Annotated in this window: 21 protein-coding genes and 1 pseudogene; 8 read left to right on the top strand and 14 right to left on the bottom strand. The window is 42.3% G+C overall.

All coding sequences use genetic code 11. From position 1 onward, the window contains the following. The first annotated feature begins 71 nt into the window (after positions 1 to 71). Entirely contained in the window at positions 72 to 731 is a 660-nt protein-coding gene (locus SWP_RS12265; protein WP_020912810.1) for a hypothetical protein, read from the top strand. A gap of 1 nt (position 732) precedes the next feature. Here the strand turns inward: SWP_RS12265 and SWP_RS12270 are convergent, their stop codons facing one another. Together SWP_RS12270 and SWP_RS24825 are read right to left on the bottom strand one after the other, a co-directional pair. Beyond that, positions 733 to 1,200, bottom strand: a complete 468-nt coding sequence (locus SWP_RS12270) for a DUF4265 domain-containing protein (protein WP_020912811.1) — start codon at positions 1,198 to 1,200, stop codon at positions 733 to 735. A 17-nt stretch (positions 1,201 to 1,217) separates the two neighbouring features. Next, positions 1,218 to 1,367: pseudogene (locus tag SWP_RS24825) on the bottom strand (HNH endonuclease signature motif containing protein); the annotation flags it as partial. A gap of 56 nt (positions 1,368 to 1,423) precedes the next feature. Here SWP_RS24825 and SWP_RS12280 point away from each other — a divergent pair. Next, positions 1,424 to 2,574, top strand: a protein-coding gene (locus tag SWP_RS12280; protein WP_143711153.1) for an IS3-like element ISSpi1 family transposase whose coding sequence is annotated in 2 segments (ribosomal slippage) — positions 1,424 to 1,661 and positions 1,661 to 2,574 — 1,152 coding nt in all. Because the reading frame shifts where the segments join, the coding sequence is not laid out codon by codon here. Positions 2,575 to 2,586: 12 nt separating this feature from the next. Here SWP_RS12280 and SWP_RS24450 read toward each other — a convergent pair. The 9 genes from SWP_RS24450 to dapA form a co-directional block, all read right to left on the bottom strand. After that, positions 2,587 to 3,048, bottom strand: coding sequence for an RHS repeat-associated core domain-containing protein (locus SWP_RS24450; protein ID WP_338057174.1), 462 nt, complete (start codon positions 3,046 to 3,048; stop codon positions 2,587 to 2,589). Positions 3,049 to 3,256: 208 nt separating this feature from the next. Then, a complete protein-coding gene (locus SWP_RS12290; protein ID WP_020912813.1) occupies positions 3,257 to 4,234 on the bottom strand; it encodes a hypothetical protein in 978 nt (325 codons plus the stop codon). 432 nt (positions 4,235 to 4,666) lie between these two features. After that, complete coding sequence (locus SWP_RS12295) at positions 4,667 to 5,149, bottom strand: hypothetical protein (protein ID WP_044555892.1); 483 nt, start codon at positions 5,147 to 5,149, stop codon at positions 4,667 to 4,669. Next, the gene (locus tag SWP_RS24455; RefSeq protein ID WP_020912814.1) at positions 5,149 to 6,681 is read right to left on the bottom strand and encodes an RHS repeat-associated core domain-containing protein; all 1,533 of its coding nucleotides are present in this window, start codon (positions 6,679 to 6,681) and stop codon (positions 5,149 to 5,151) included. Before SWP_RS24455 ends, SWP_RS12295 begins: the two co-directional genes overlap by 1 nt. A gap of 13 nt (positions 6,682 to 6,694) precedes the next feature. Then, on the bottom strand, positions 6,695 to 10,597 hold the full coding sequence (locus SWP_RS12305; protein WP_020912815.1) for an RHS repeat domain-containing protein: 3,903 nt from the start codon (positions 10,595 to 10,597) through the stop codon (positions 6,695 to 6,697). Positions 10,598 to 11,334: 737 nt separating this feature from the next. Continuing rightward, positions 11,335 to 14,427, bottom strand: a complete 3,093-nt coding sequence (locus SWP_RS12310) for an efflux RND transporter permease subunit (RefSeq protein WP_020912816.1) — start codon at positions 14,425 to 14,427, stop codon at positions 11,335 to 11,337. Continuing rightward, the gene (locus SWP_RS12315; protein ID WP_020912817.1) at positions 14,424 to 15,509 is read right to left on the bottom strand and encodes an efflux RND transporter periplasmic adaptor subunit; all 1,086 of its coding nucleotides are present in this window, start codon (positions 15,507 to 15,509) and stop codon (positions 14,424 to 14,426) included. The genes SWP_RS12310 and SWP_RS12315 overlap by 4 nt, the downstream gene beginning before the upstream one ends. 658 nt (positions 15,510 to 16,167) lie before the next feature. Continuing rightward, complete coding sequence (gene bamC, locus SWP_RS12320; protein WP_020912818.1) at positions 16,168 to 17,268, bottom strand: outer membrane protein assembly factor BamC; 1,101 nt, start codon at positions 17,266 to 17,268, stop codon at positions 16,168 to 16,170. Between the two features lie 6 nt (positions 17,269 to 17,274). Continuing rightward, on the bottom strand, positions 17,275 to 18,156 hold the full coding sequence (gene dapA / locus SWP_RS12325; RefSeq protein WP_020912819.1) for a 4-hydroxy-tetrahydrodipicolinate synthase: 882 nt from the start codon (positions 18,154 to 18,156) through the stop codon (positions 17,275 to 17,277). A gap of 238 nt (positions 18,157 to 18,394) precedes the next feature. Between dapA and SWP_RS12330 the strand changes: the two genes are divergently transcribed. Both SWP_RS12330 and bcp read left to right on the top strand, forming a co-directional pair. Then, positions 18,395 to 18,931, top strand: a complete 537-nt coding sequence (locus SWP_RS12330; protein ID WP_020912820.1) for a glycine cleavage system transcriptional repressor — start codon at positions 18,395 to 18,397, stop codon at positions 18,929 to 18,931. Between the two features lie 17 nt (positions 18,932 to 18,948). Beyond that, positions 18,949 to 19,416 carry a thioredoxin-dependent thiol peroxidase gene (gene bcp, locus SWP_RS12335; protein ID WP_020912821.1) on the top strand — a complete coding sequence of 156 codons (468 nt, stop codon included), beginning with the start codon at positions 18,949 to 18,951 and terminating at the stop codon, positions 19,414 to 19,416. Positions 19,417 to 19,465: 49 nt separating this feature from the next. Here bcp and SWP_RS12340 read toward each other — a convergent pair whose 3' ends face one another. After that, entirely contained in the window at positions 19,466 to 20,077 is a 612-nt protein-coding gene (locus tag SWP_RS12340) for a LysE/ArgO family amino acid transporter (RefSeq protein WP_044555893.1), read from the bottom strand. Between the two features lie 122 nt (positions 20,078 to 20,199). On the opposite strand from SWP_RS12340, the gene SWP_RS12345 reads away from it, so the two are divergent. Beyond that, the gene (locus SWP_RS12345; protein ID WP_044555894.1) at positions 20,200 to 21,099 is read left to right on the top strand and encodes a LysR family transcriptional regulator ArgP; all 900 of its coding nucleotides are present in this window, start codon (positions 20,200 to 20,202) and stop codon (positions 21,097 to 21,099) included. Positions 21,100 to 21,143: 44 nt separating this feature from the next. Here the strand turns inward: SWP_RS12345 and SWP_RS12350 are convergent, their stop codons facing one another. After that, positions 21,144 to 22,238: an AI-2E family transporter gene (locus SWP_RS12350; RefSeq protein WP_020912824.1), complete on the bottom strand. Its 1,095-nt coding sequence runs from the start codon at positions 22,236 to 22,238 to the stop codon at positions 21,144 to 21,146. Between the two features lie 91 nt (positions 22,239 to 22,329). Then, on the bottom strand, positions 22,330 to 22,545 hold the full coding sequence (locus SWP_RS12355; protein ID WP_044555895.1) for a sulfurtransferase TusA family protein: 216 nt from the start codon (positions 22,543 to 22,545) through the stop codon (positions 22,330 to 22,332). Positions 22,546 to 22,656: 111 nt separating this feature from the next. Here SWP_RS12355 and bepA point away from each other — a divergent pair, with 111 nt between their 5' ends. The 3 genes from bepA (at position 22,657) to SWP_RS12370 (ending at position 24,912) form a co-directional block, all read left to right on the top strand. Then, complete coding sequence (gene bepA, locus SWP_RS12360; protein ID WP_020912826.1) at positions 22,657 to 24,114, top strand: beta-barrel assembly-enhancing protease; 1,458 nt, start codon at positions 22,657 to 22,659, stop codon at positions 24,112 to 24,114. 63 nt (positions 24,115 to 24,177) lie between these two features. Next, entirely contained in the window at positions 24,178 to 24,528 is a 351-nt protein-coding gene (gene arsC, locus SWP_RS12365) for an arsenate reductase (glutaredoxin) (protein WP_020912827.1), read from the top strand. Between the two features lie 12 nt (positions 24,529 to 24,540). After that, positions 24,541 to 24,912 carry a DUF2069 domain-containing protein gene (locus tag SWP_RS12370; protein WP_020912828.1) on the top strand — a complete coding sequence of 124 codons (372 nt, stop codon included), beginning with the start codon at positions 24,541 to 24,543 and terminating at the stop codon, positions 24,910 to 24,912. Positions 24,913 to 24,914: the final 2 nt, after the last annotated feature.

Consider the following 24,914-nt stretch of genomic DNA (forward strand, 5'->3'; position numbering starts at 1 on the left):
TATAGAGTCACTTCACTAAGTTTTTAGTGATTCAAACTAAGATACTCTAAACTTTAGGTTAATCCATTACGATGTTAGAATTTAACTACTTGTCACCAGAATTATTTACAATGCCTGAATACGATATTGAACTAGTTAACATGCTGTCTCACTCTACTTCTGCAAAAAGGAGATCTGCTGCAAAAAAACTTAGAAAAACTAAAGATACTAGTGCAGGTTCTAGCCTTCTTAATGCACTTCAAAAAGAAATGAAAAGCTCTAGAACTTGGGAAACACAATACCACATGATCATGGCACTTTCAGATTGTTCATACATCGAGAGTTTACCTTATTTATACGAATTGGCTCATGACCAAACTCTTGTGCCAATGATTAGTGTTGCTATCGGTGACGCAATAACAAACCTTGAGAACATAAAGTACAATCACGTAGAGAAGATAGATTATTGGATAGCCCATAAACAAAACGATTATTTGGAAGGTGCTATCAGAGCTATTGCAATGAACAGAATGATTCCTGCGCAAGAAATCATTGAAATCTTAATAGAATACGTTGAAATATCAAAAAATGATGGCTTAGTTTTTTGGCTTGCCGCTGCCTGTCCCGGTTGGTCACTAGATCTTACAAGTGAGTTCTTGAAAAGTTGCTTGGTGGGAAGCTCAACTGATGATATAAAAAAAGCAGCCGAAGCTGCTCTTGTAAAAAAATATCTCAAGTGGCGACCATTATAGGTTATACCTGATGTCCACAATGACCTTCATCAAAATCCCATATTTCATCATCTTCACCTTTTTCCAAAAGTCGATAAACTTCATGAATATCGGCTTTACTTGGTACATCTACCGCAAGAATACTATATAGATCTTGCGTTGCCTCATAGGAACACCCAAGATCTTGAATAGGTTTCCAATACTTCTCAAACAAACTAAGGGCTGTACTTCTAGCAACGATTATTCTATATGTTGAATGTCCTGCTGCTATTGAAATAGACTCAAATACAAATGCGTCACTCTGTTTTTCTTTATTAACATGCACGACATCTTCAAAACTAACTCCTTTCGCATAAAACGGTGAGTTCTTTAGCTTACAACGGTTTCCGCTGAGATATTCAGCCCAAACGGTTTCTGTTTCAAAGCCATGCCAATCGTCTTCTAAATTAAAGACGACCTTAACTAAAGGTCGCTCTTTAGATTTTGTCATACTACAACCTTCTCTCTTTAATTGGTTTTTGATTTTAGGTATTCAGCCGTATCTTTGGCACCCTTTTCTAAGTTACAACTCTGACAAGTGTTTTGAGCATTATCAAGCGTATTATTCCCACCATTTTTCTTGGATATAGAATGGTCAATATTCGATCTTGGTAAGCCCCTAGAACAGTAGACACTTCATAGAGTTATACTTAACCAAAAATATGAGGTGTTACATGCGCGGAAAACGATATCCAGATGAGTTCAAAATAGAAGCTGTTAAACAAGTCACTGAGCGTGGTTATCAAATCGCAGATGTTGCTGATAGATTAGGCGTCACTTCCAAAAGTTTGCACAACTGGATTAATAAGTTTGATAAGCCGGAAAAGCAACACATCACCATTGATAATCAACAAGACGAAATACGTAAACTCAAGGCTGAACTACGTCGCGTAACCGAAGAGCGAAATATCCTAAAGGAGGCCGCCGTGTACTTTGCAAGCGAGTCAAAGAAAAGTACACGTTCATAAAGTCTAGGCTCAAGCACTACCCAGTAAAAACCCTATGCGAAATACTTGGCGTTCACCGCAGCGGCTTCTATGCCTGGCTTAAGGAGCCTCTGAGTCGCAGAGCTACTGAAGATAAGCGACTACTAGGTAAAATTAAACAGTATTGGCTAGAAAGCGGTTGTGTGTATGGCTACCGAAATATCACTTTAGACCTTAAAGATGATGGTGAGGCTGTTGGAAAAAATCGGGTATATCGGATCATGAGAACAGCTGATATTAAGGCTGTACGTGGCTATAAGCGCAATCCAAGTTTTGGCAGAGGCGATGTTAGTCATACAGCACCAAATACGTTAAATAGAGGGTTTGACATCGCTGAGCCCAATAAAGTTTGGGTGACCGACTTTACCTATATTCGGACTCATGAAGGTTGGCTATATCTCACTGTTGTTATCGATCTATTCTCTCGACAAGTTGTCGGTTGGACAATGAAAAGTACAGCTAGAGCTGACCTAGTTATTGATGCGCTACTGATGGCGGTATGGAGACGCACTCCAACAGAAAAGGTGCTTATCCATTCCGATCAAGGCGTGCAATATACTTGCTCTGATTGGCGCAGCTTTCTTAAAGAGCACAACCTGGAAGCGAGTATGAGTCGAAGAGGAAACTGTCATGATAATGCAGTTGCTGAAAGCTTTTTCTCATTACTGAAAAAAGACAGGATTAAGCGAAAAGTCTACAAAACCAGAGATGAAGCGCGTGCTGAAATATTTAACTATATCGAATATTTCTACAATCCAGTGCGGCATCATGGTAGTAATAACGGACTGTCTCCAATGAATTTTGAAAAGCAGTATTATGAGAACTTAGAAAGTGTCTAGAAAACTAGGGGCTTACCATCTGTCTGGGTGAGATGTTTTCGATCTAATTGTTTTTTTCCCGCAAAATACACACTTATTTCCCGATTCTTGTCTAGCTGCTTCTTTAGTTTTTTCTGAGAAGTTTTTACCTGCTCCGGGACCACCTTTAGAACCGGGTTTAGGTTTAGGCCCCTTGTTAAATAACTTTGAGACTTTACCTATATTTTTAACAACACCTACACTAGCGGCTCCAGCGGCAACAGCCACTTCTCCAAAATCTACTTCACCAGTAGTCGCGTATTGTACTGCTGCATCCAACGCAGCTCCCGCCACAGCGCCAACTATAAAGTTTAAAAACTCGCCATTAGGATCGTTATATTTGTATGGATTATTATTCACATACATATATCTATTAAACGACATTACAGGATTTGCAGCAGTGTACCCAACCGGATCATTGGAATAAAAACGCCCGATAGTAATCTCTATTGCCAGCCACTATAAATCAATAACATAGCCAGCTTCCCTCTTAATATCAACTGACACTATCTTGCCCTACTTCTACAAAAGTACTTTCAATGCTTATTGCGGAAGAACAAAAGGTAAAATTGATGAATGAAGCCAAAACAATGTGCTCGAAGACGTAACTAGCTAACTCTATCGGGAATATAGAGGAAAAGGTGGCAAAAGGTACTGCTTTAAATTAGCTGCCTTGCATAAATTGACAACTGTTGGAAAAGTGCCGTCGTCGTTTACTTAAGTGCTCACAATAACGATTAAGCTCCTGCAGCGTACCAACCGGACCATGAAATAAATGCCCAAACTCCGTGACGATTTTAACCCAGTTCGTTGATGGTATATTGAGTCGATTCAAAATGGTTTCTGCACTTGAAGAGATAGCCCCACGCTTATCATCACGAATAACCCTTCCCGTTTCATCGACTAGGATTAAATAGTCTTTTAGCGAGAATGCAATGCCTTTAGGCTGATTGACTCTTTCGTTACCAATAAAGGGCAAGAGTGACTTGGGCTGCTCGCCTTTTAGTGCAGCTTCGATTCTTAATTTGATACTCGTAAAATTAGATTTCTCCGGTGTATTCGCCATCTTGGCACGAATAGGGTTGAGCTCTACATAGGCCATACAGGCAAGCACTGCAGCCTCATCCAACAACGCCTGAGACTTGAATCTCCCTTCCCAGAAATGCCCTGTACAATTATCCTCAATATTGGCTTGCCTCGCGATAGGTTCATTCAAGCACCGCATGAACCAACTTAAGTCACTTAGACGTGAGCGGTAAGTCGCGATAAGCTGTTTAAGTTGTGCGACCATGCACTCTTCAATCACTTCACCTTTAACAAATTTTTGCGTCAGCGCTGTGCCATTGAACAGTTTATGCCATTGCTCGACAACCTTTCTATCTGACCAGCTGTTCACGGTATCTAAATCAATATAAAGCACCACATGCAAATGGTTACTCATTACAGCGTATGCCGCAACGTCAATGGCAAATGCTTCGGTTAACTTAAGTAGTTGCTCCTCAACCCAGCCTCTGCGGTGGTCATAGTTTTTACCTGTGTATTTATCATCACCACACAAAAAGGCACGCCGAACAACACGGCTACAACAGTGGTAATAGGGGGTGTCTTCAATACTAATAAGGGTTCGTCTTGGCCTCGGCATGCAACCTCCTTGTTAAATGCTCAAAGCAAGCATAGTAGGAGGTCGCGATTGACGCCATTAACTATGGGTGTCTATGTATTTCTTATTTATGCTGATTTTAATTGGATCTGTGCTGGTGAAAATTGGATCATATGCTGATTTCAATAGACTCTACATTTGCAAAATCCAATCACTTTCGGCAGGCATTCCGAACAAAGTCAGCATGAGATCCAAAGTAAACTGGCAGACTATTCCAAAGCGTTTCGGCAGGTGTAGAAACATAAAACTGCCAATCCAGACCTTACGGTGAATAGAGTGCGAAGTTTCTGTTTTAACTCAAAGTGGCTTAAAAGTAGTCAAAAATAAAGCCCCTTACGGGGCTTTGGATTCTAATTTAACTTTTGATGTCTAGGAAGAACTGTAATAAATCACAGATTAAAGCTTAATGTTCTACTACATAATGCTTTTGTTCATTTCAGCAATTCTCCCACCAAAAGATATGCCAGCCAGCCCCAACAATATACATAAGATTGATATCATCACTATTGATGCGATTAGGTTACGCCTATGTTCGAGTACTGATTTCAATGTCCTAACTGGTACTTTCCCAACGTGAACTGAGTAGATCTTTCCGCTATCAGATTGGTCAAAATAGACTAATAAATCCACATTGTCATTAATTTTTTTACTAAGAAATTTGGTGACATTTGTGATATCTCCATTCCATTTTTCATAAGTCAAACTTAATGAACCAATAGAAATTATAAATTGATTATCGGTATATTCTATCTTATCAATTGGGCCATTGATCTCCTTCAGCATACTTTCATTAGGAGGAGATATTTTTAACACTAGAAAAAAGCAAATGGATACGCTAAGTGTGACTAAAAGTGCTCCGCATACTTGATAGAAATATTTAGTGATTAAAGTGTCCACTATTTGTTTATTTCCTTTTCCATTGATACAGCTATAGCTGTACCAACTACATCCGTTGCAATAGAAGGACCGGCTACAGCAGCAGGTATGCCAGCTGCAAGCCCTACAGCAGCCCCTTCTATACCTTTAGCTATCACTTTGCTCATATCCACACTTGGCACCTCCCCATTCGAAATATCTCCACTGGCATCAGCTACTGCTTGGGTCAGAGATCCAGATGCGCCGCCAGAGACCCCTGAACCAACGACTTTTGAAGCAGTCTTGACTACACTCTGTTTAACAGCTTGCTGTGCTGCGATCTTAACACCAAATCCAGCCGCCGTTCCAATTGTACCTCCTGATAGCGCCCCTACAAACGCACCAGCGACACCTGCAACCATAGCCTCTGAATTATCAGCTCCCATACTCTTTGCTTGATTAAAAGCTGTATAACCACCAATAACCGCTCCGACTAATGGTATCAAAAAGGCGAACTCACCATCAGGATCTACATATTTGTAAGGATTGTTATTAGCGTAAGTATAACGGTTGAAGCCATGAACAGGGTTTCCACGACCAATATGCCCCGTAGCATTAACAGGATCATTGGAATAAAAACGCCCGATAAGTGGATCATAGTATCGTGCCTGCATATACGTCAGCCCAAGATCGGTATCTTGCAGATGCCCAGTATAACCTATGCCCGCTTTCTCACCGCCAAGGCGTTTACCAAACGGTTCATACACACTGCGACTGACCACCTTACCTTCGGCATCCGTTTCCATCACTGGCGTGCCGAGCATATCGGTATGTTGATAAGTGACCTTGTAGTTGCTCGGTAAGGAGCCACTCACCTGTATCGTCTTTATGGGTGAATATGCACTGCAGGCACTGCCATTGCAGGCTCTTACCTTATAACTATAGCTGCCAGCACTTTGACTTCGAGCCAGCGATAATGCACTGCCTGAATATAAACTACTGTTAGACTCACCACTCAATTGATAACGAGTAGCATTGGCGACAGCGCTCCAACTTACACGGTAGTTGCCATCAGGATCACTGCTGGCAAGGCTGAGTGATGGAGTTGCCGGAGTTGGCAAAGCGATCGCCACACGGATTGTTTGTATTGCCGAATACCCGGAGCATATCCGTCCATTACAAGCTCTTACTTTATAGCTGTAACTACCATTTCCTTTAGTCCGAGTAATTGATAACGCTCGACCAGAATACAGCGGCGCTTTAGATTCCCCGTGCAACTCATAATGAATACTTGGGTTTTGTCCAGACCAAGAAACGGTAAACGTCCCATCGCTGTCACTGCTGGCCAACATTAACCTTGGTGTACTCGGTGGACGCTCTTGCTCATCACAACCAGGTTCACCACGCCCAGGTTGACAATCACAGCCTGGCTCGTCACGTCCTGGTTGACAACTCCCTGGACCTTCCGGTCTGCCGTTGTTACCTTGTTCACCCGCAAATGACAAGCTACTCACGGTGAGCAACAGCAGTGCCACTGCATATAAACAGCGTTTAATCCATTTTAATCCATTCATGACACAGCCTCCTTTAATCGATTTCAACTTCAGCAATCAATGCTGAGTTCACATACACACTGTCTACCTTGCTGCCACTTGGCTTGGTGCGATGCAGTAGAGTGCCGCCTTGGCTATAAACGCTGTAGCTAACCCCTTTAGGTGTGGTCTGCTTCACCCGTCGATTATGGCCATCATAGCGATAACTATTATCTTTGGCGGCGCTCACCTGATTAGCGCGATTAAAGGTTAAGCCGTAGCGGCCGTTGTGTTTGACGTTACCACGGGTGTCATAACCGTAACTGTAACGATAGGCGCCAGTAATATTGTTAAGGCGATTTAAGCTGTTGTAATGATAATTAATGCTGGAACCATTGATACTACGACTGAGGATATTGCCTAAACCATCGTAGCTATAACTGCCCGCTCCCCACCTACCGTCGGCGCTTTCAAGGCGATCAACACCGTCATAGTGCATATTGTCGATGTCGTTAACGCGGCTTACCCAGTCGATGACCCCGGTGACGTTGTCGTTTTTATCGTAGCGAGGGTCCAGGCGTAACTGGTAGCTGCTGCCTATTTTATCATTTATCTCGTCAATCCGGCCTGTGCTGTCGAGCGCGATATTGCGCTCAATACCGTTGCCGTAACGTAAACGCTTGAGTTGCCCGTTGGGATGATAAGTGAGGTCACTGGCATACTGATAAGCCGTTATTGCCGCCTTGGTTGCTTGTCCGAGGGCGTTTGGTGCATAACTAACGGTCTCACCTGAAGGGTACTTCAGTGAGGAAATGGCACCTAATGCGTTATATCCCCAGTCCAGCACAAAGCTCTTGCCATCAATAGCTAAGGTTTCTTTTTCAACCAAGTTGAGTGAGTTGTATTGGTAGTCCCAGACAATAGCACTGCTGCCGCTGCCCGATGTGAGCTTGGTTAAGTTACCATTGGCGTCATAACGATAGTGGTTATCAGGGGTGCTATCGGGAAAGTTTTCGGTTTTTAGTTGTCCAAGGTTGTCATAGGCTAACAGTACTTTATGCGAAGCGGGAACTGCAGACGCTGCGCAACTGCTGCTGCCACCACTAGTCCCCTCAGCACGCCAAATAGGCTGACGCTGGGCGTTATAACCATAGGCGGTTACGCCTGTTTCTGGGCGGTAAGTCTTACATAATTGCTGATAAGCATCGTATAAGCGTTTTTCAGTCACACCACCTTGGGAGATTGAAGTGACTTGGCCAAACTTGTTGTAACTAATGCGAGTATCGCTGCTGTCTGGCGCTTCAATCAGCGTCGGCTTACTATAGCTCGGGCTACCAAATGCTTGATAAGTTGTGGTGGTCACATTACCTTTAGCGTCAGTGACTTGTTTACGATTACCACTTAGGTACTTGATTTGGGTGACTGCGTTGTCACTTTTACGGAGAGCCTGAGTTAGCCGACCTAGAGCATCATAGGTTAAGACGCTTCCTTTTGAGTTCAATGCCGCCGAGCTTGGTTGTGATTCAAACGTAACTTTACCATATGAGTCAAAGGTTTTACGTACATAGATAGAAGAGGATGAATCCCCCACAGCGCCGACCTTGTTTAATATAGGACGTTGCAAGCCATCGTAATAAGTTGTATTTCGCCAGTTACCTTTCTCGGTGACTTTTATAACCCCACCTTTAGAGATAAGCCCCTCTTCTCCCCCAACCGCTGCAGTGTAACTAATCGATGTTTTACTCCAACCTCCATTAGCGGGGCTAACTTTTATAATTCGACCTAAGCTATCATACTTATAGTCGACAGTTTGCCCTTTGGGATCTGTAATTTTGGTCACCCAGCCATTATTATCCACAACTTTTTTACTGGTCAGCGTTGCGGTTGACAGGCTTTGAGGCTTGGTTGTTACTTGTGCGATACCACGGTGATAATTACCGGATTCAGACCAGCTATTACCAACACTTCCTGTTCCATCTGGTTCAATGCTGGCGTTAAAGCGAGTCCGTTTTGGGAGCCCTGCTTGCGTACCGCTGGTATAGTAGCTTTCATTGCGTTTATACCACTTACCAAATGTAAAGCTCTCAGAAGGCAAAGATTTATATGCGGCTGCCGTATGATACGTTTGTTGGGCGACTAGTTCACTGCTACTAAAAGTGCTATCACTACTTACATGCGTCGTTGTTGGCAAATTTAATAAGTAATGCTGGGTATCGTGATAATACCCTTGCTTGGTGTAGCGAACTTCCTGATTAAAAGAATTATATTCTTTGGTTTCTTCTGCCAAGCCGTAGGCGTTAAAGCTAGAAAAGTCGGTATAGTACTTTTGTTTAATGCCCGCTTGAATTAACTCAACCGTTCTTTTGTTCAATAATGCTCGAGTCGTTTTTGGCTTAGTGTTAACGAATGGTGTCCCAACCGAACCGACAAAAGGGCCTTGCTTGTATGTATTGATAACTCGCTTAAGTAAACTACTACCGTCTGTATCGTAAAATTCAGTTACTACTAACTTACCATCAAGAACACTGCTGTAGTCACGATTATGATAATACATGGTTTTGGAACCATCAGGAGAAGACACAGTAGTTCGTTTGTAATCCACGTTATTGATATACTCTGCGGGATAAGGTGAACTTATTTTATGATAATTATAAATTTTATCTTGTTTGTAGGCACCATCATTTTGCGAATATTCATAAGACCATCTTAAAGTGGGCAAGTTATTCCCGGAAATTGTTTTGGCGACTACAGCCCTATTGAGCCTACACTTTTTAGTATAATGTATATTCTTGTGCGAGTTATAAACCTTAACAGTATTGGTTGACCCATGCCTTCTCATTGCGAGACTATACTGTCCACGAAGCCCATTAGGGTGTGTAATTGAAATACCCACCCCAGAACCGGTAACTACATCACAGTTAGCTAAATCTACAGGATTATCTAGCCCAGTAAAGGCAAAGTGCCATAACTGTTTATCAGGCAAGACAACTGTTTCGAGCCGTGTAGAAAAGCCAGCACCTTCATAGTTATAATGCCAAGTGCGGCCATTAGCGACCACCCTCGTGACTAAATGGTTATTCGGTGACGCTAAGTCATAATGTAACGTAATTAAACGGCCGTCACTCGAAGATATCTTCCTGAGAAACTTGCGGGTACTCGCTAAGCCAGTTTTCACATCCTCATAATGATAATTGACCATGTTACCAAAACGGTCCTCAATTTGGCTAACATAGAGATAAACTGTATAGGACACAACACTGCCAGTGTTATTTCTAATTACACGCCCTGACGCTAGCACTTTTTCATTAAATGTATAGGTCAAACCTTTTGGGGACTCAACCACATACATTTCGCCTGAGGCAGTAGTATTAGCTTTACAACTTACGCGCCAATTTGACAGTGTTCCTTTAGGGTATCCGTCCCCCGAGCCTGTGTAGACGAGCTGCTCTGAGACTTGATTAGGCACATGGAGAAATTCGCCATTAAAATACTCTGTAGAGCTGAACGTACCATTTCCGTAATGAATATCACGTTCACGCTCTTCACTACATTCTTTGTCACGTCCCCATGGACCAGACATACTTGAGCTTATTATTTCAGTAGTGCGGACATGAGGGATATCTAACGCCCAGTCTGCTAATGCTGTTTTTTCCCGCGAGCCCAAAAATCCGCCTTTAAACTTACGAGTGATAGCCACAGGGATCTTGTTATTCCCAGGTATAGATACATCTGTATGGACAAAGCTAACCGACCCACTGTTTAAGTCAATTCGTTCACCTAGTAAGTCAGTGGTTTCTGAAGTTACCGTGCTTTTGTCATTTAAGCCTAAATGTGCATAGTCATTGGCTGAAGGCGTATGAATCTCTTCATCTCCACCACCAGCGGAAAGAGCTACAGCAGGAGGAATGCCTGCAACTAACCCTCCTATCAAAATCGAAGTTGCTAATATTAAGTTCAACGTATATTCCTTTATACAGTTTATAAAATTCGGCGTAGTGTAATAGACTTACAACACTAAATGCACATGAATATTATTAACATTAAAATACAAAAAGATAAAACAGACATTAGTTCTTAACTGTGAAACTGGTAATTTATAGAACAGTAGTTACTTCAAGGACTAAAATAAACCAGAAATAAAAGATGTTACATACGTAGATAAACGATATCCCGACGAATTCAAAACTTAAGGGGTTCATCAGGTCACTGGACGTGGATACCTGATTGCCAATGTTAAATAGCTAAATTATTATTAACTAATAACAAACAGCCTGTTCCTTCTTTAAGAAGTTCAGCATCGAAGATGCAAACAATCAATTTCTAGTAATGAGCGATATCAAAATACAAAATGCTCAAAAGTAATCGGTAAAGATGAAATATGCTGAATTTCAGATAAAGAGAAACTGCTCAAAGAATAGGTCTAAAAATTTAGTATATAGATAATTAAGATTGCCGGTAGTTGGCGACAGGTATCAGCAACAACTCGCAAAATAACGTCGTGGTTTGCTAAATGCTTACGATAACTATTGGGTCTATATTGAGAACTGAATACGCACGCACTGGCTAGCACGCTTGATTACCATTAAATCGCTTTACTCAGATTTAGAAAGTTACACTGTGGTGTTCATAGTAAAGAAAAAGACAATATAGTTTCCTATACTGTCTTTTCTCGATAACTGCTGAATTAACGAGCTATCAGTCGGCTAACTCTTTCTCAAGCTGCTGCGCTACCAATTCAGGTGAACCAGAGTTCTTAGCCAGTAATGAGTAAGCCACTGGAATAACAAACAAGGTAAAAAATGTCGCTAAGCTAATACCTGACAACACCACAACACCAATAACAAAGCGGGTTTCCGCGCCAGCCCCTTGTGCCATCACTAAAGGAATAGCGCCTGCAGCGGTTGTGATCCCTGTCATTAAAATAGGGCGTAGTCGCTGACTTGAAGCTTGGATAATTGCATCTTTAAACTCTACGCCTTTATCACGTAGCTGGTTAGCAAATTCAACAATCAAAATACCATTTTTGGCAGCAAGACCAACTAGCATAATGATCCCTATTTGGCTGTAAATGTTTAGGCTTTGACCTGTTGCCCATAGTCCGATTAAAGCGCCTAAAGTGGCTAGTGGAACCGTAAGCATTATGACCACCGGATGCACATAGCTTTCAAACTGGGCTGCCAATACCAAGAATACGATACCTAGCGCTAAGATAAACACAAAGTACATCGAATTGCCTGAGTCTTGATAATCTAACGATTGGCCTTTATAGCTCACTATCGCCTCAGCAGGCAGGTACTCATGCGTTAAATCATTGAGGTAATCAAGCGCCTCACCCAAACTATAGCCGTCGGCAAGATTCGCCTCAATGGTAATGGCTCGCATGCGGTTATAACGGTTTAACTGACTTGCATCGGCAAACTCTTCCACACTAACAAGGTTAGATAATGGAATAAGCTCCTGAGTACGATCTGAACGCACATAGATATTTTCTAGATCGGTTGCTGTATTTTGATTTTCTCGATTACCTTCAATAATGACGTCGTACTCTTCACCGTCACGCATAAAGGTCGTTACTAATCGAGAACCTAACATCGACTCTAGCGTGCGGCCAATGTGTGAGATAGACACGCCCAGATCTGATGCTCTGTCTTTATCTATTACCACTCTGAGTTGTGGCTTAGTCTCTTTGTAGTCATGATCTAACCCAACGAGATTTGGATTCTCTTTAGCCTTTTCAAGAATAGTATCGCGCCAGCGAGCTAATTCATCATAACTTGGGCCGCCTAAAACAAACTGTACAGGTTTACCAACTCCACGACCAAATGCTTGCCGCATCACCGGGAACGCTCGCACACCAGCGAGATCTGACAAGCGACCACGTATATCGCCGATGATCTCAAATGCACTGCGTCTAACCGCCCAATCTTCCAATACAATAATCGCCATCCCATTAGAAAAGTTTGAACTACGACCAAAACCACGTGGTGCTCGGATAAGTAATCGCTTAATCTCACCGGCTTCAACTAACGGCATCAGCCTGTTTTCAATCTCGTCCATGTAAGATTCGATGTATTCGAAACTTGCACCTTGAGGGCCATTGACGATCAGGAACATCGACCCCCTATCCTCTCTTGGAGCAAACTCTTGCGGCACTTCTTTAGCAAGGTATGCACTACTGACCAAAGCGATAAGAATCAGCGATGAAACTAACAATGGGTGTGACATTGCCTTTCGAAGCCACGCTCGGTATCCCGCAGACAGTTTATCCATACCGCTGTCTATTTTTCTAACCAACCATGGCGACTGCCCAGCAGGCTTTAACACTTTAGAGCACATCATCGGACTAAGCGTTAATGCAACGATACTAGAAAAGATAACCGCCGCACTCATGGCAACCGCAAACTCTTTGAACAGTTTACCCAAATCGCCTTCTAAGAAGGTGATCGGCATAAATACCGCTACCAGCACTAACGTTGTAGCGACAACCGCAAAAGCGACTTCTCTTGCTCCTAAAAATGCGGCTTTAAGAGGAGAATCCCCCTCCTCAATACGACGGTGAATATTCTCTAAAACTACAATCGCATCATCAACCACCATACCAATGGCTAAAATCATTGCCAGAAGTGTTAGCAAATTAATGGTATAACCCAATGCATAAAGTACGATAAATGTCGCCATTAACGACACGGGTACCGTTAACGCAGGGATCAACATCGCCCGAACGCTGCCCAAAAACAGATAGATCACCACGATAACCAAAAACATCGCAATAAACAGAGTTTGGTAAACTTCTTTGACGGATGCCTCAATAAACACAGAACTGTCGTATGAGCGCTTAATCTCCATGCCCGCGGGTAATGTTGGATTGATTTGATCAACCAGCTCATTGGCAGCTCTGGCTACATCCAGTGTATTGGCTGTTGATTGCTTAGAAACACCTAGTCCAATCATCGCCTCACGATTTCCTCTAAAGGTAATACGTTCCTCTTCAGAACCAATCTCTACTTTTGCTACATCACCAAGTTTAATGAGATAACCATCGTCTCCTTCAGCCAGCACCAAATTAGCAAAATCGTCCGAAGTTCTAAAACTTCTTTCAAGCCTTACGGTAAAATGACGCTCCTTTGATTCAACGCTACCGGCAGGTAGTTCTACGTTCTCAGAGCGAAGTGCTTTTTCAATATCAGCCACTGTAAGATTACGTGCAGCGAGTGCTTGTCTGTCGATCCACACACGCATGGCATAAACTTTACCGCCACCGAGTCGCATATTCGCCACACCATCAATCACTGAAAAGCGATCAACCAAGTAGCGCCTTGCATAATCCGTTAGTTGCAACGTGTTCATCTGATCAGAGACTAGGTTTAGCCACATAATGACTTCATCACCACCGTTGGCCTTTTGCACTTCTGGTGGTTCAGCTTCTTCCGGTAAATTATTCAATAAACCAGAAACTCTATCGCGTACATCGTTTGCCGCAGCCTCAATATCTCGGCCAACATCAAATTCTAGGGTAACCCGTGAGCGACCATCACTGCTTGAGGAACTAATATGTTTAATGCCCTCTACACCACTTATTCGATCCTCTACAAGCTGAGTGATACGGCTTTCAACTACCGCAGCACTTGCGCCGCGATAATTGGTTTGAATGGAAACCACTGGAGGGTCAATATTTGGATATTCTCGCAGCGGTAACTTCTCAAATGCTACAAGACCAAAGACGATTAACAGGATACTGATAACCGAAGCGAAAACCGGCCGCTTAACCGAAATATCAGTTAAGATCATGCTACTGGCTCCACACTTGCTTGTTTAAGAAAACTAAATCTTTCGCTAAACGTTACTTTAACGGCATCACCAGGTCTAACCTTTAGGATCCCTCTGATAACGACTTGCTCATCAAGTTCAATGCCGTCTAAAATTTCAACCCAGCCGCGTTTACGTAATCCAAGCGTCACTTGTTTTTGTTCAACCACACCTTCCTCATTAACCAGATAAACATAGTGCCTATCCTGTACAGGTATAATGGCCGATTCAGGCAGAATAAGGGCTTCTCGGCTTTGTTTGATAAGTTTTACCTTCATCAACATACCGGGTAGCAAACGATGTTTCGGGTTGGGGATCTCTGCTCGAACAATCACGGCGCGGGTTTGTGGGTTAATGCGGCTATCGATAGATGTCACTTTGCCAATGAACATTTCACCATCGAAGGCTACAGCGCTTGCTTCGACCGTCTTTCCGATCGCTAACGATTGCAAGAAGCGCTCAGGTACTGAGAAATCTAGCTTGATTACTGATATGTCATCTAAAGTCGTAATTGCTTTACCGGGCGTCACCAACGCCCCCACGCTCACTTGACGCAAACCTAACGCACCCGAAAATGGTGCACTAATGCGCCTATCACTAAGCGCAGATTGAGATTGTACTAATTCAGCTTTAGCGGTGTCGATAAGAGTTTGCAGTCTATCTCTTTCAAGCTCTGCAATCGTTTGGCTCGTGACGAGAGTCCGTATTCGATCTAACTCTCGTTGATGATCTTTGACTTTTACCTTAGCAACGGTAACACGTGCTTTTTGCTCACTATCTTGTAACTGTACCAGTAAGCGCCCCTTCTCAACTAAGTCACCATCGTCAAAATTAACCTTGGTAACCACTTCAGAGACTTTTGGGGTAACGGTAATCGACTCGTTTGCTTTGCTGGTTCCTAACGCTTCAACTTCATCACGAATCGGTTGAATAGCGGCTTTCGCTACAACAACATTGGGCGTAGGCCTCGATTTTTTGGCTTTGGTTACATTATCAGTTTTAAGATATTGGTAACCAAAGGCGGCAGCTAATGCAATTAGTATAATTATTGTTATTTTTTTCATGACTTCCCTAACAAACTGCGTTATTCAATTAGGGGTAGTTTACCTAGCTAAAACCAAGCTTCAATACGTTTTACCTTTTCTTACAAATAACACACTTCATTCACATACTTATAGGCAGCATATTATAGTAATTTATCGCTTAATCGAGTCAATAATACAACGTTTTACCTCTCTAGTAGTTTTAGCTGTTCACAAACAAAACCTAACACGCATAAACGTTTGGTTCATCTTATACCAATTGCATTAAAAGTTTGACCATTCAGCGGGAATTCAAAACGCTGTAGGCAAGTAGTGGAATTTGAGCTAATAGTTATTCTCGGCTCTGGCATCCTGCTTCGCTCTACCTCCTAAATCCATTTAGTCGTATATCCAAATCTCATAGCGAAGCATACAGCGTTTTGAAACCCGCACTACGTGAGCCCCTCAGTCTTTCCACTTCTGCTTTGCATTGGCTTAAAAGGGAATAACCATTTCTTTACCAATGCGCTTTGAATTGAAAAGGCTGAGGGGCTCTGAATTGGTCAAATACTTAATGCAATTGGTATTAATAAGAGCCAATCAAGCATTACACCGTAGAAAAGTAGTTATCACGCTAGTGCTATTAAAAAGGCAATAAAAAAGGAGCCATATAGGCTCCTTTCGTTGCAACAGTTATCGACTAACGGACTTTACGATCTTCTTCCATTAGCTCTGAGAAACCTTCATAGACGGCGATAACAACTTCGCTTTCTAATGGTTGATTATCAGCACCAAGTAGGTGGATCTGTGTTTTATCGTCAGCGCTATCATCTTTGAGCTCAATACGGTAAGAGCCTTCATCTAAACTCAGTTTTTTCTCACCCCATAAAGAGCTCCAAAACCCTGAATCATCAACCACGTTGATATAAAGTAGACCTTTGTTACTGTCCATATCTACAATTTCGAAGCCCATTTCAGGTAAAACGATACGTAAACGATCCCACGTACGCTTGAACTTAGCATTGGCTAGCCAGTAAGCTGGTTCGTCTTGCTCAGAGATCAAGTCTACGTCAATACCAAGACTTTGCTTTAGACGCTTAGCTTTCATAGCTTGGGCACGTTTAATACTCATATAACTAATAGAATCATTCAAGATATCAATCGTATAACGACGCTTATCTTCTCCGCTAAGCAAAATCTCCTGTTGCTCACCGTCATATGACTCTTCGTGCTCAATCAAACTGATTGTCACGCTACCGCTACGGCCATGTGGACGAATATCAACGTCATACTTATAGCGTTGGCGCAACAGGTAAACTTTGTCACTCCCCCATAAGCTAGACTCAACCACTTCAGAGCTTTCAATCCAATCAGTCTCAAAGGTGCCAGCTTCATAGTCTTCAGCACGGATCTGAACTGACTCACTTGCAAAGTACTCTTTTAAGACATCAAAAATCTCTTGCTTTAGGTCAGAATCATTATCAATCGACTCAACCATAATTTTGATATTGTCATCACCCTCTTCGACACGCGTTCCCGCCGCCATAGGCAATACTTGCAGCGGAGGACGAATATCTAAGTTGCTGCCGACTAATGTCTTATCAACTTTAGCGCCAACCTCAGGGATGTCATATTCTTTACTGTATGTCGGTTGGTTAAGTCCATCAGGAATAACCAGTTTAGGCGCTGATGCTAGATCTTGATATTGCTGATCAACATCATTCGCTTGCCTTCTATCAATTGGTGTACTGCACGCTGTTACAGCCGCAATCAGTATTAATGGTGATACTTGCTTTAGCATTTATTATTAAACCTCAATTCGGGCATTTTTCATTGCTTCTAGCAACAGACCATGAAACTCACTAGAAAGTTCAGTTAAAGGTAAACGAATTTCTCCTTTACTGATAAGTCCCATTTGATGAGCAGCCCATTTTACAGGGATCGGGTTAGCTTCACAAAATAAAGCGCTGAACAAACTTTGCATCGACTTTTCAACAGCAATCGCTTCTTCAGTATTGCCAGCAAGTGCGGCATCACACATCGCTTTAAATGCTTTAGGGACGATGTTGTTAGCAACCGAAATGATACCGTTGCCACCCAAAGTTAAAAATTCGCGCGCTGTAGCGTCATCACCACTGTAAAGTAAAAAATCGTCGCCGCACAAACTTCGAAGTTTACTTACACGAGAAAGATCGCCAGTGGCTTCCTTTACACCAATAATGTTACTAACGCTTGCTAGCTCTGCTACCGTTTCAGGTAACATATCAACCGAGGTGCGGCCGGGTACGTTGTACAATATCTGAGGAATATCAGTGCTTTGCGCTACCGCTTTGTAATGTGCAACCAAGCCTTTAGGAGATGGTTTGTTATAATATGGCGTCACGCCCAGCATGGCTTCAACACCAACACTAGAAAGACCTTTTGTTAGCTCTATCGCTTCTGCGGTAGCATTGGCTCCATTACCACCAATAATTGGAATGCGGCCAGCGGCGAAACTTACCGTCTGTTGGACGACTTGAATATGCTCTTTTGCAGGCAGAGTTGCTGACTCACCAGTAGTGCCAACTGCAACGATGCCATCGGTACCTTGGGCGATATGGTACTCAACTAAATTCTCAAGACTCTTATTATCTACTGTGCCATCACTATTCATTGGTGTGATTAAGGCAACGATGCTTCCGTTTATCATGTGTATTCCCCAAGGGTTCAGGACTGGCTATGGTACTGATGGAATCAGTTAAAGACAAGCACTAGTACGCAACTCGTTTCAGATTAATTATCAACTTGAAACATATTAAATATCTGAATTTGTAACTACGACAAGGATCGCAAATAGAGCAACATGTGATAGCATTGCTGACCATGAAAAAAAAGCACCATGAAACTGCTGTTTTTTTGGGCTAACTAATATAAAAATGGGGTATTAAATGTCCAACCACTTGGTCGTTACTGCAATGGGGGCCGACCGTCCAGGTATTGTGAGTAAATTCGCTCGACTAGCAAGTGAGTGCGACTGTGACATAGTCGACAGTCGTATGGCGTTGTTCGGCAATGAATTCACTTTAATTATGATGTTATCTGGCTCATGGCCTTCTATCACCAAGATGGAATCAACCTTACCTAGCTTAAGTGTTGAGCTAGAACTGATGACAGTCATGAAACGGACAGCTAAACATACACCGAAAAATTACATTTCTCGCTTAGAAGTTAACTTCAGTGGTTTTGATCAACGTGGAACCATGAAGAAAATCACTCAATTTCTTGCCGATCGTTCATTAGATTTAGGGGCGGTAAAGTCCCACGCAGAAGAAGACGACACTGGCGAACCGACTCAAAACATCTCATTGACCATAAATGTCCCTGAGAAAGTCGATCTTGAAAAGCTTGAAGTCAGTATTCATGAACTCGCGAAAGAATTGTCACTCGAGTGTACCTTGGAGCATATGCAAGGCATAGACAGCTAACGTTATAAGGAAAGGATATGCATACCTTAACAGTAGGCGATAAAGCGCCGGAGTTTACTCTACAAAATCAAAATGATGAGGCAATCAGCTTATCAAAAGCATTACAGTCAGGCCCAGTGTTGGTTTATTTTTACCCAAAAGCGTCAACACCTGGGTGCACAGTGCAAGCCTGTGGCTTAAGAGATAGTCAGCCACAACTTAATGACCTATCTGTTACCGTATTTGGAATTAGCCCAGATCCAGTCGCAAAGCTTAAGAAGTTCTCAGATAAGCAGTCGCTCAACTTCTCACTTCTAAGCGACGAAGACCATGCAATAGCCGATGCATTTGGTGTTTGGGGGGAGAAGAAATTTATGGGTAAAATTTACGACGGTATTCACCGTCTAAGTTTCCTCGTGGGACAAGATGGTAATATTGCCCACGTGTTCAATAAATTTAAAACCAAAGATCACCATGAAGTGGTGCTCGCCTATTTAGCCGAGTAAACAACAGTCACGGAGTAAAAAGGAGCCTTGATGGCTCCTTTTTATTAATTTATAAGTAAGGATATAATAAGGCTAAAGCAATAGACCACATTGTCAGGCAGATAAATCTGTCGAGGTAGCACCACGCCTTAGGTTTCTGAAATATAGGGCTTAGGTAACGAGCACCGATACTTAAACTGAAAAACCATACGAATGATGCTAACACTGCTCCAGCGCCAAACCATTGCTTGGCAGTGCCTTCAAACTGCACACTAATGCTTCCAAGCAAAACCACCGTATCTAAATACAAGTGTGGATTAAGAAAGCTAATTGCTAATGTTGTAATGACAGCTTTTTTGAGACTATCAGCAGCCAACTCTTGCTCGCCTTCCATTTTTTGCTCAGTAAAAGACGATTTCAGTGCGCCATAACCATATATAAACAGAAAAATAGCCCCACCAAAACTGGCGATATCTTTGATCAGCGGAAAAGCAAGTATAAGATGCCCTAGCCCAGCAACACCTGCAGTAATCATAATGGCATCAATAAAAGAGCACAGTGCGGCAATCGGCAACGAGTGTGATTGCTTCAACCCCTGTTTTAGTACAAATGCGTTTTGTGCCCCAACCGCCATGATGAGACTACCACCGATTGCCATTCCCTGAATGAATGCTGTTTGCATGATATTACCTAAAATATGAAGACGACGAATTAGCGTGCAGAATATTCTTCAAATAAAAATAAGTACAACTAATTTAATTTATGTATCATAAGTTAAACTTATAACAGAGTGTATTGTCACCAATGTTTGATTACGCCCACCTAAAAGCATTATCGATAGTGGTTTCACAAGGAGGTTTTGATAAAGCAGCTAAACACCTCTACATTAGCCAGTCAGCAGTCTCACAGCGGATAAAACAGCTCGAAGACAAGGTAGGACAAGCTTTAGTCGTTCGAGCCTCCCCTGTTTATGCTACGGAAATGGGAAAGCGACTGCTGAGGCATTATGCTCAAGTGCAATTACTTGAGAGTGAACTGCGCACTGAAATGAATGTTGATGACCCTTCGCTGCCGACGATTGTGCGTATCGCCGTCAACGCCGATAGTTTGGCGACTTGGTTTTTACCGGCGTTGACTGAAGTTTTTAAACGTCACAAATGGTTATTAGAACTAGTGGTTGATGATGAAGCCTATACGCATCATTTGCTAAAAAGTGGCGACGCTGTTGGCTGTGTTACCACCAGTCAATCTCCAATGGCGGGCTGCAGTAGCGAATACCTTGGCAACATGGAATACATGTGTGTGGCGACGCCAGAGTTTATAACCCACCACTTTGCTCAATTACCTCAGCAGCCAGATTCCATACTTACTGCACCAGCGGTGGTCTTTTCCACCAAAGATAAGCTTCACGATAAGTTTCTTAATTTCTATTTTGGCATCAATGAGGGAAGTACACGAGAACATAAGATACCTTCGTCAGAAAGTTTTCTCGAAGCGATAACAATGGGATTAGGTTATGGTTTGGTGGCTCATCTACAAGCAAGGCCTTTATTGGAGAGTGGAGACTTAATTGAAGTATTCCCAGGAAAACGAATGCAGGTGCCCCTTTACTGGCAACATTGGAACATCAAAGCTAAACAAACAACCATCGTTTATCGCTCCTTGGCAGCCACTGCACGCCACCTACTCATAAACCCTGAATAAAAAGGGGCATCAGCCCCTTTATGTTTATCGATATGGCGACCAACTTATTTAGCCAAAGGCTCTGCTTTGGCTGTTTCTTCTACCGCAGCACCATGAACTGGCCATGCGTTAATTACCGCTTTTACTAAAGATGCTAAAGGAATGGCAAAGAAAACGCCCCATACGCCCCACAGTCCTCCAAACACCAATACTGCGGCGATAATAAATACTGGGTGCAAATCAACGGCATCTGAAAAGAGTATAGGCACGAGTAAGTTACCGTCCAAGGCTTGGATAATACCGTAGCCGATCATCAAGTAACCAAACTCTGAACTGATCCCCCATTGGAAAAATGCGACTAATGCAATCGGCAGTGTCACAAGCGTAGCCCCAACATAAGGGATCAACACTGACAGTCCCGTTAATACCCCAAGCAGCGCTGCGTACCTTAGATCCATCACCGCAAAGAAGGCATAACTGACGACACCTATGATTACTATTTCGATGATCTTTCCACGAATATAGTTAAAGATCTGCTGATGCATTTCGTTCCAAACTTTGCGTGCTAAATCTCGATTGGAAGGGAAAAAACGCTTGCTCGCCCGAAGTAGTTCATCTTTATCTTTTAAGAAGAAGAACACCAAAAGCGGAACTAAAATTGCGTATACCATTAGCACTAACAATGAAGCTGAATAACCGAGTAATTGCTTACCGATATCCAGTAAGTGCTGAGTATCAAGCATTTTTTTCAGCTCTGCGACCATGGTGTCTAACTGTGTTGGATTAACGAACTGCGGATATTGATTAATAAACTGCTGCGCTGTAAATAACCCTTTATCTATCATGCTTGGCAAATCACCTATAAGGCTAACACCCTGCTTCCAAAGACTTGGGATCAAACCAAAACTAATCAATAACATCAAACCGATGAATAGAATTAACACTAACGAAGCGGCCGTTGTACGGTTAATCCCAATACGCGCCATCTGGGCAACTGGCCACTCCAATAAAAAAGCGAGCACTAGCGCGACTAATAACGGTGCTAGTAAACCTCCTGCGAAATAGATAGCGAGTGCTAAACCAGCAAGAATAAGCACTAAAGTTACAGCTTGGGGATCACTAAAACGTTCTTTGTACCAACGACTTAAGATTGTTAACATTCATTTATCCTAATGCGACAGTGAGTGTTTTGTACTACTGTCGATAAAAAAGATGTTCTACATCTAAAATGTAAAACAGTTTAAAGTCACTTTACTTAGTGATCTCAAGTGCTAAAACAGACTCTTTCGATTGTATTATTTGGTGATGATAACCGACTTTTTTTAAAAAACGGGGAACATCTTGCCTAGAACCGGGGTCTGATAACAAAACCCTTAGCTTTTCGCCGGTGTCGATCTGCTTTAAAGCTAATTTAACTTTTACGAGTGGCAATGGACAGCGAAAGGCTGTTAAATCAATAATAATCATAATCAACTTGCTATAAACAATCTAAGGCTATTATCCTAATAAGCAGTGCAAACCACAAGCAAGCATTGTGGCCTTACAACAAGAAAAGCATAGCCCAATTTAAGGATCCGCTTGAGCAAATTAACTTTTTCGAAATCTATTATTGCAGGAACATTGGCCTTCACCTTAGCAGCCTCACCTGTTACCTACGCCAATAACGACCTTCCTGATTTAGGTACAGCGGCAGTCAATACATTCAGTTTAGAAAAAGAGACCGAGTATGGTGACGCGTATATGCGCGTTATTAGGTCATCGGCGCCGATGCTCAATGATCCAGTGTTGAATCAGTATTTAACCGAGCTAGGTAATAAACTCGTTGCCCATGCAACGGGTGTTAAAACGCCTTTCTACTTTTTCTTACTTCGAAACGATGAGATCAACGCATTTGCATTTTTTGGCGGTCACGTCGGCGTACATACTGGTTTATTTTTAAATGCTGATACTGAAAGTGAACTCGCTTCTGTACTTGGACACGAAATTACTCACGTTACTCAACGTCACTTAGCGCGATCTTTAGAAGCACAGCAGAAAAGCTCAACTGCTACAATTGCCGGCATGCTTGGCGCTATTCTACTTACAATAGCATCACCACAAGCGGGTATGGCAGCACTCGCAACTACGCAAGCATTGTCTACTCAGGCTAAAATCAACTACACCCGAATGCATGAAAAAGAAGCAGACCGAATCGGCATGCAAATATTGGTTGATGCAGGCTTTGATCCCAATGGCGCAGCAAATTTCTTTGGTAAACTCGCTTCGCGCTACAGATTCACTACCAAGCCACCACAAATGTTGTTGACTCACCCATTACCAGAGTCGCGAATTTCTGAAGCAAGAATTAGAGCACAACAATATCCATTACGTCATGTACCAGACAATTTGAACTTCCAATTGGCAAAAGCGCGGATCCAAGTTAGGTTCTCAGGCTACAGCGAGGCCGCGGTATTATCGATGTTTGAGAAACAGTTGAAGCATCATCGATATACGTTTAGAAGCGCAGCTGAGTACGGCAAAGCCCTTGCCTATTTTAGAATGGATAAATTTGAAGAATCAGAAGAAATCATTGATGAATTACTGGCTAAAGAACCCAATAATTTGTTCTTTATAGATACCAAAACCGATCTATTAACCCAAAAAGGTGATTACAAATCTGCTATTGCTCTGTTATTGAACCAGCAGAAAATAAAACCGACCTCAAGCGTTGTTAACACCAACTTGGCCAACGTTTATATTGAGAATGATCAAACCGAAAAAGCGATACCACTACTTGAAGATCTTATTTTCCTCAACAAACAAGATCAACTTGCTTATTTTCTGCTGACAGAAGCCTATAGAAAGAATGGCAACAAAGCGATGGAACACTTTGTGAAAGCTGAATCTTTAGCACTTTCGGCTGATTATAAGACCGCCATTGATCAGCTGAATTTTGCTTATAAACAGTCCAAAGAGAACCCACTGCAATTAGCACGGATAGAAGCAAGGATCAGACAATTTAGGCAAGCAGATAGGGCAATGGAATCACTGCAGTAAATGTGACTCACGTCACCATTTAAAGTATGATACTGGCACAATTAGCAGAAGCATAAAATAACTATGACTAACGTAAGCATTATTCACAATCCTAGATGCTCAAAAAGCAGACAAACTCTTGCATTACTTGAAGAACAAGGCTGCGAGATTACTATCATTGAGTATTTGAAAACGCCACTTTCAGCCACTGAAATCAGCAGCATTCAATCAAAGCTTGGGGTGACGCCAAGAGAGATGATGCGAGTGAAAGAAGATGAATACAAGCAGCAAAATTTAGCAGATATAAATGTCACTGACGCACAGTTAATTCAAGCTATGGTTAATACACCTAAATTAATAGAGCGTCCAATTGTATTGGCAAATGATAAAGCTGCAATCGGTCGCCCACCAGAAAACGTACTAACCATTTTATAAGAGAGCAAGTAAATGGAGTCATCCACCCTTTTTAAACTATGCCGTATTGGGTATCTGCTTTTGGTCGTTATGCTGAGCTACTGGTTTATTCAGCAAGGTGTATCTGGTGAATACTCGATGCTTTTTAGCCTGTTATGGTTAATCCCACTGTTGCTGCCTTTAAAAGGGATATTAACAGGAAAACCTTATACTTATGCTTGGGCAAGTTTTATTTTATGTTTATACATGCTGCACGCGCTTACATTGGTATATGTTACAGAGACTAACTTAGCTTTCGCTGTTATCGAATCCTTGCTAATAGGCGTGTTATTGATTGGTTTTCCATTTTACGCTCGCACCCGAGGCCGCGAATTAGGGCTTGGACTAAAGAAAAAGAAAAAGTAATC

It is taken from the genome of Shewanella piezotolerans WP3 (genome assembly GCF_000014885.1).
In the GTDB taxonomy this organism is placed as follows: Bacteria; Pseudomonadota; Gammaproteobacteria; order Enterobacterales; family Shewanellaceae; genus Shewanella; species Shewanella piezotolerans.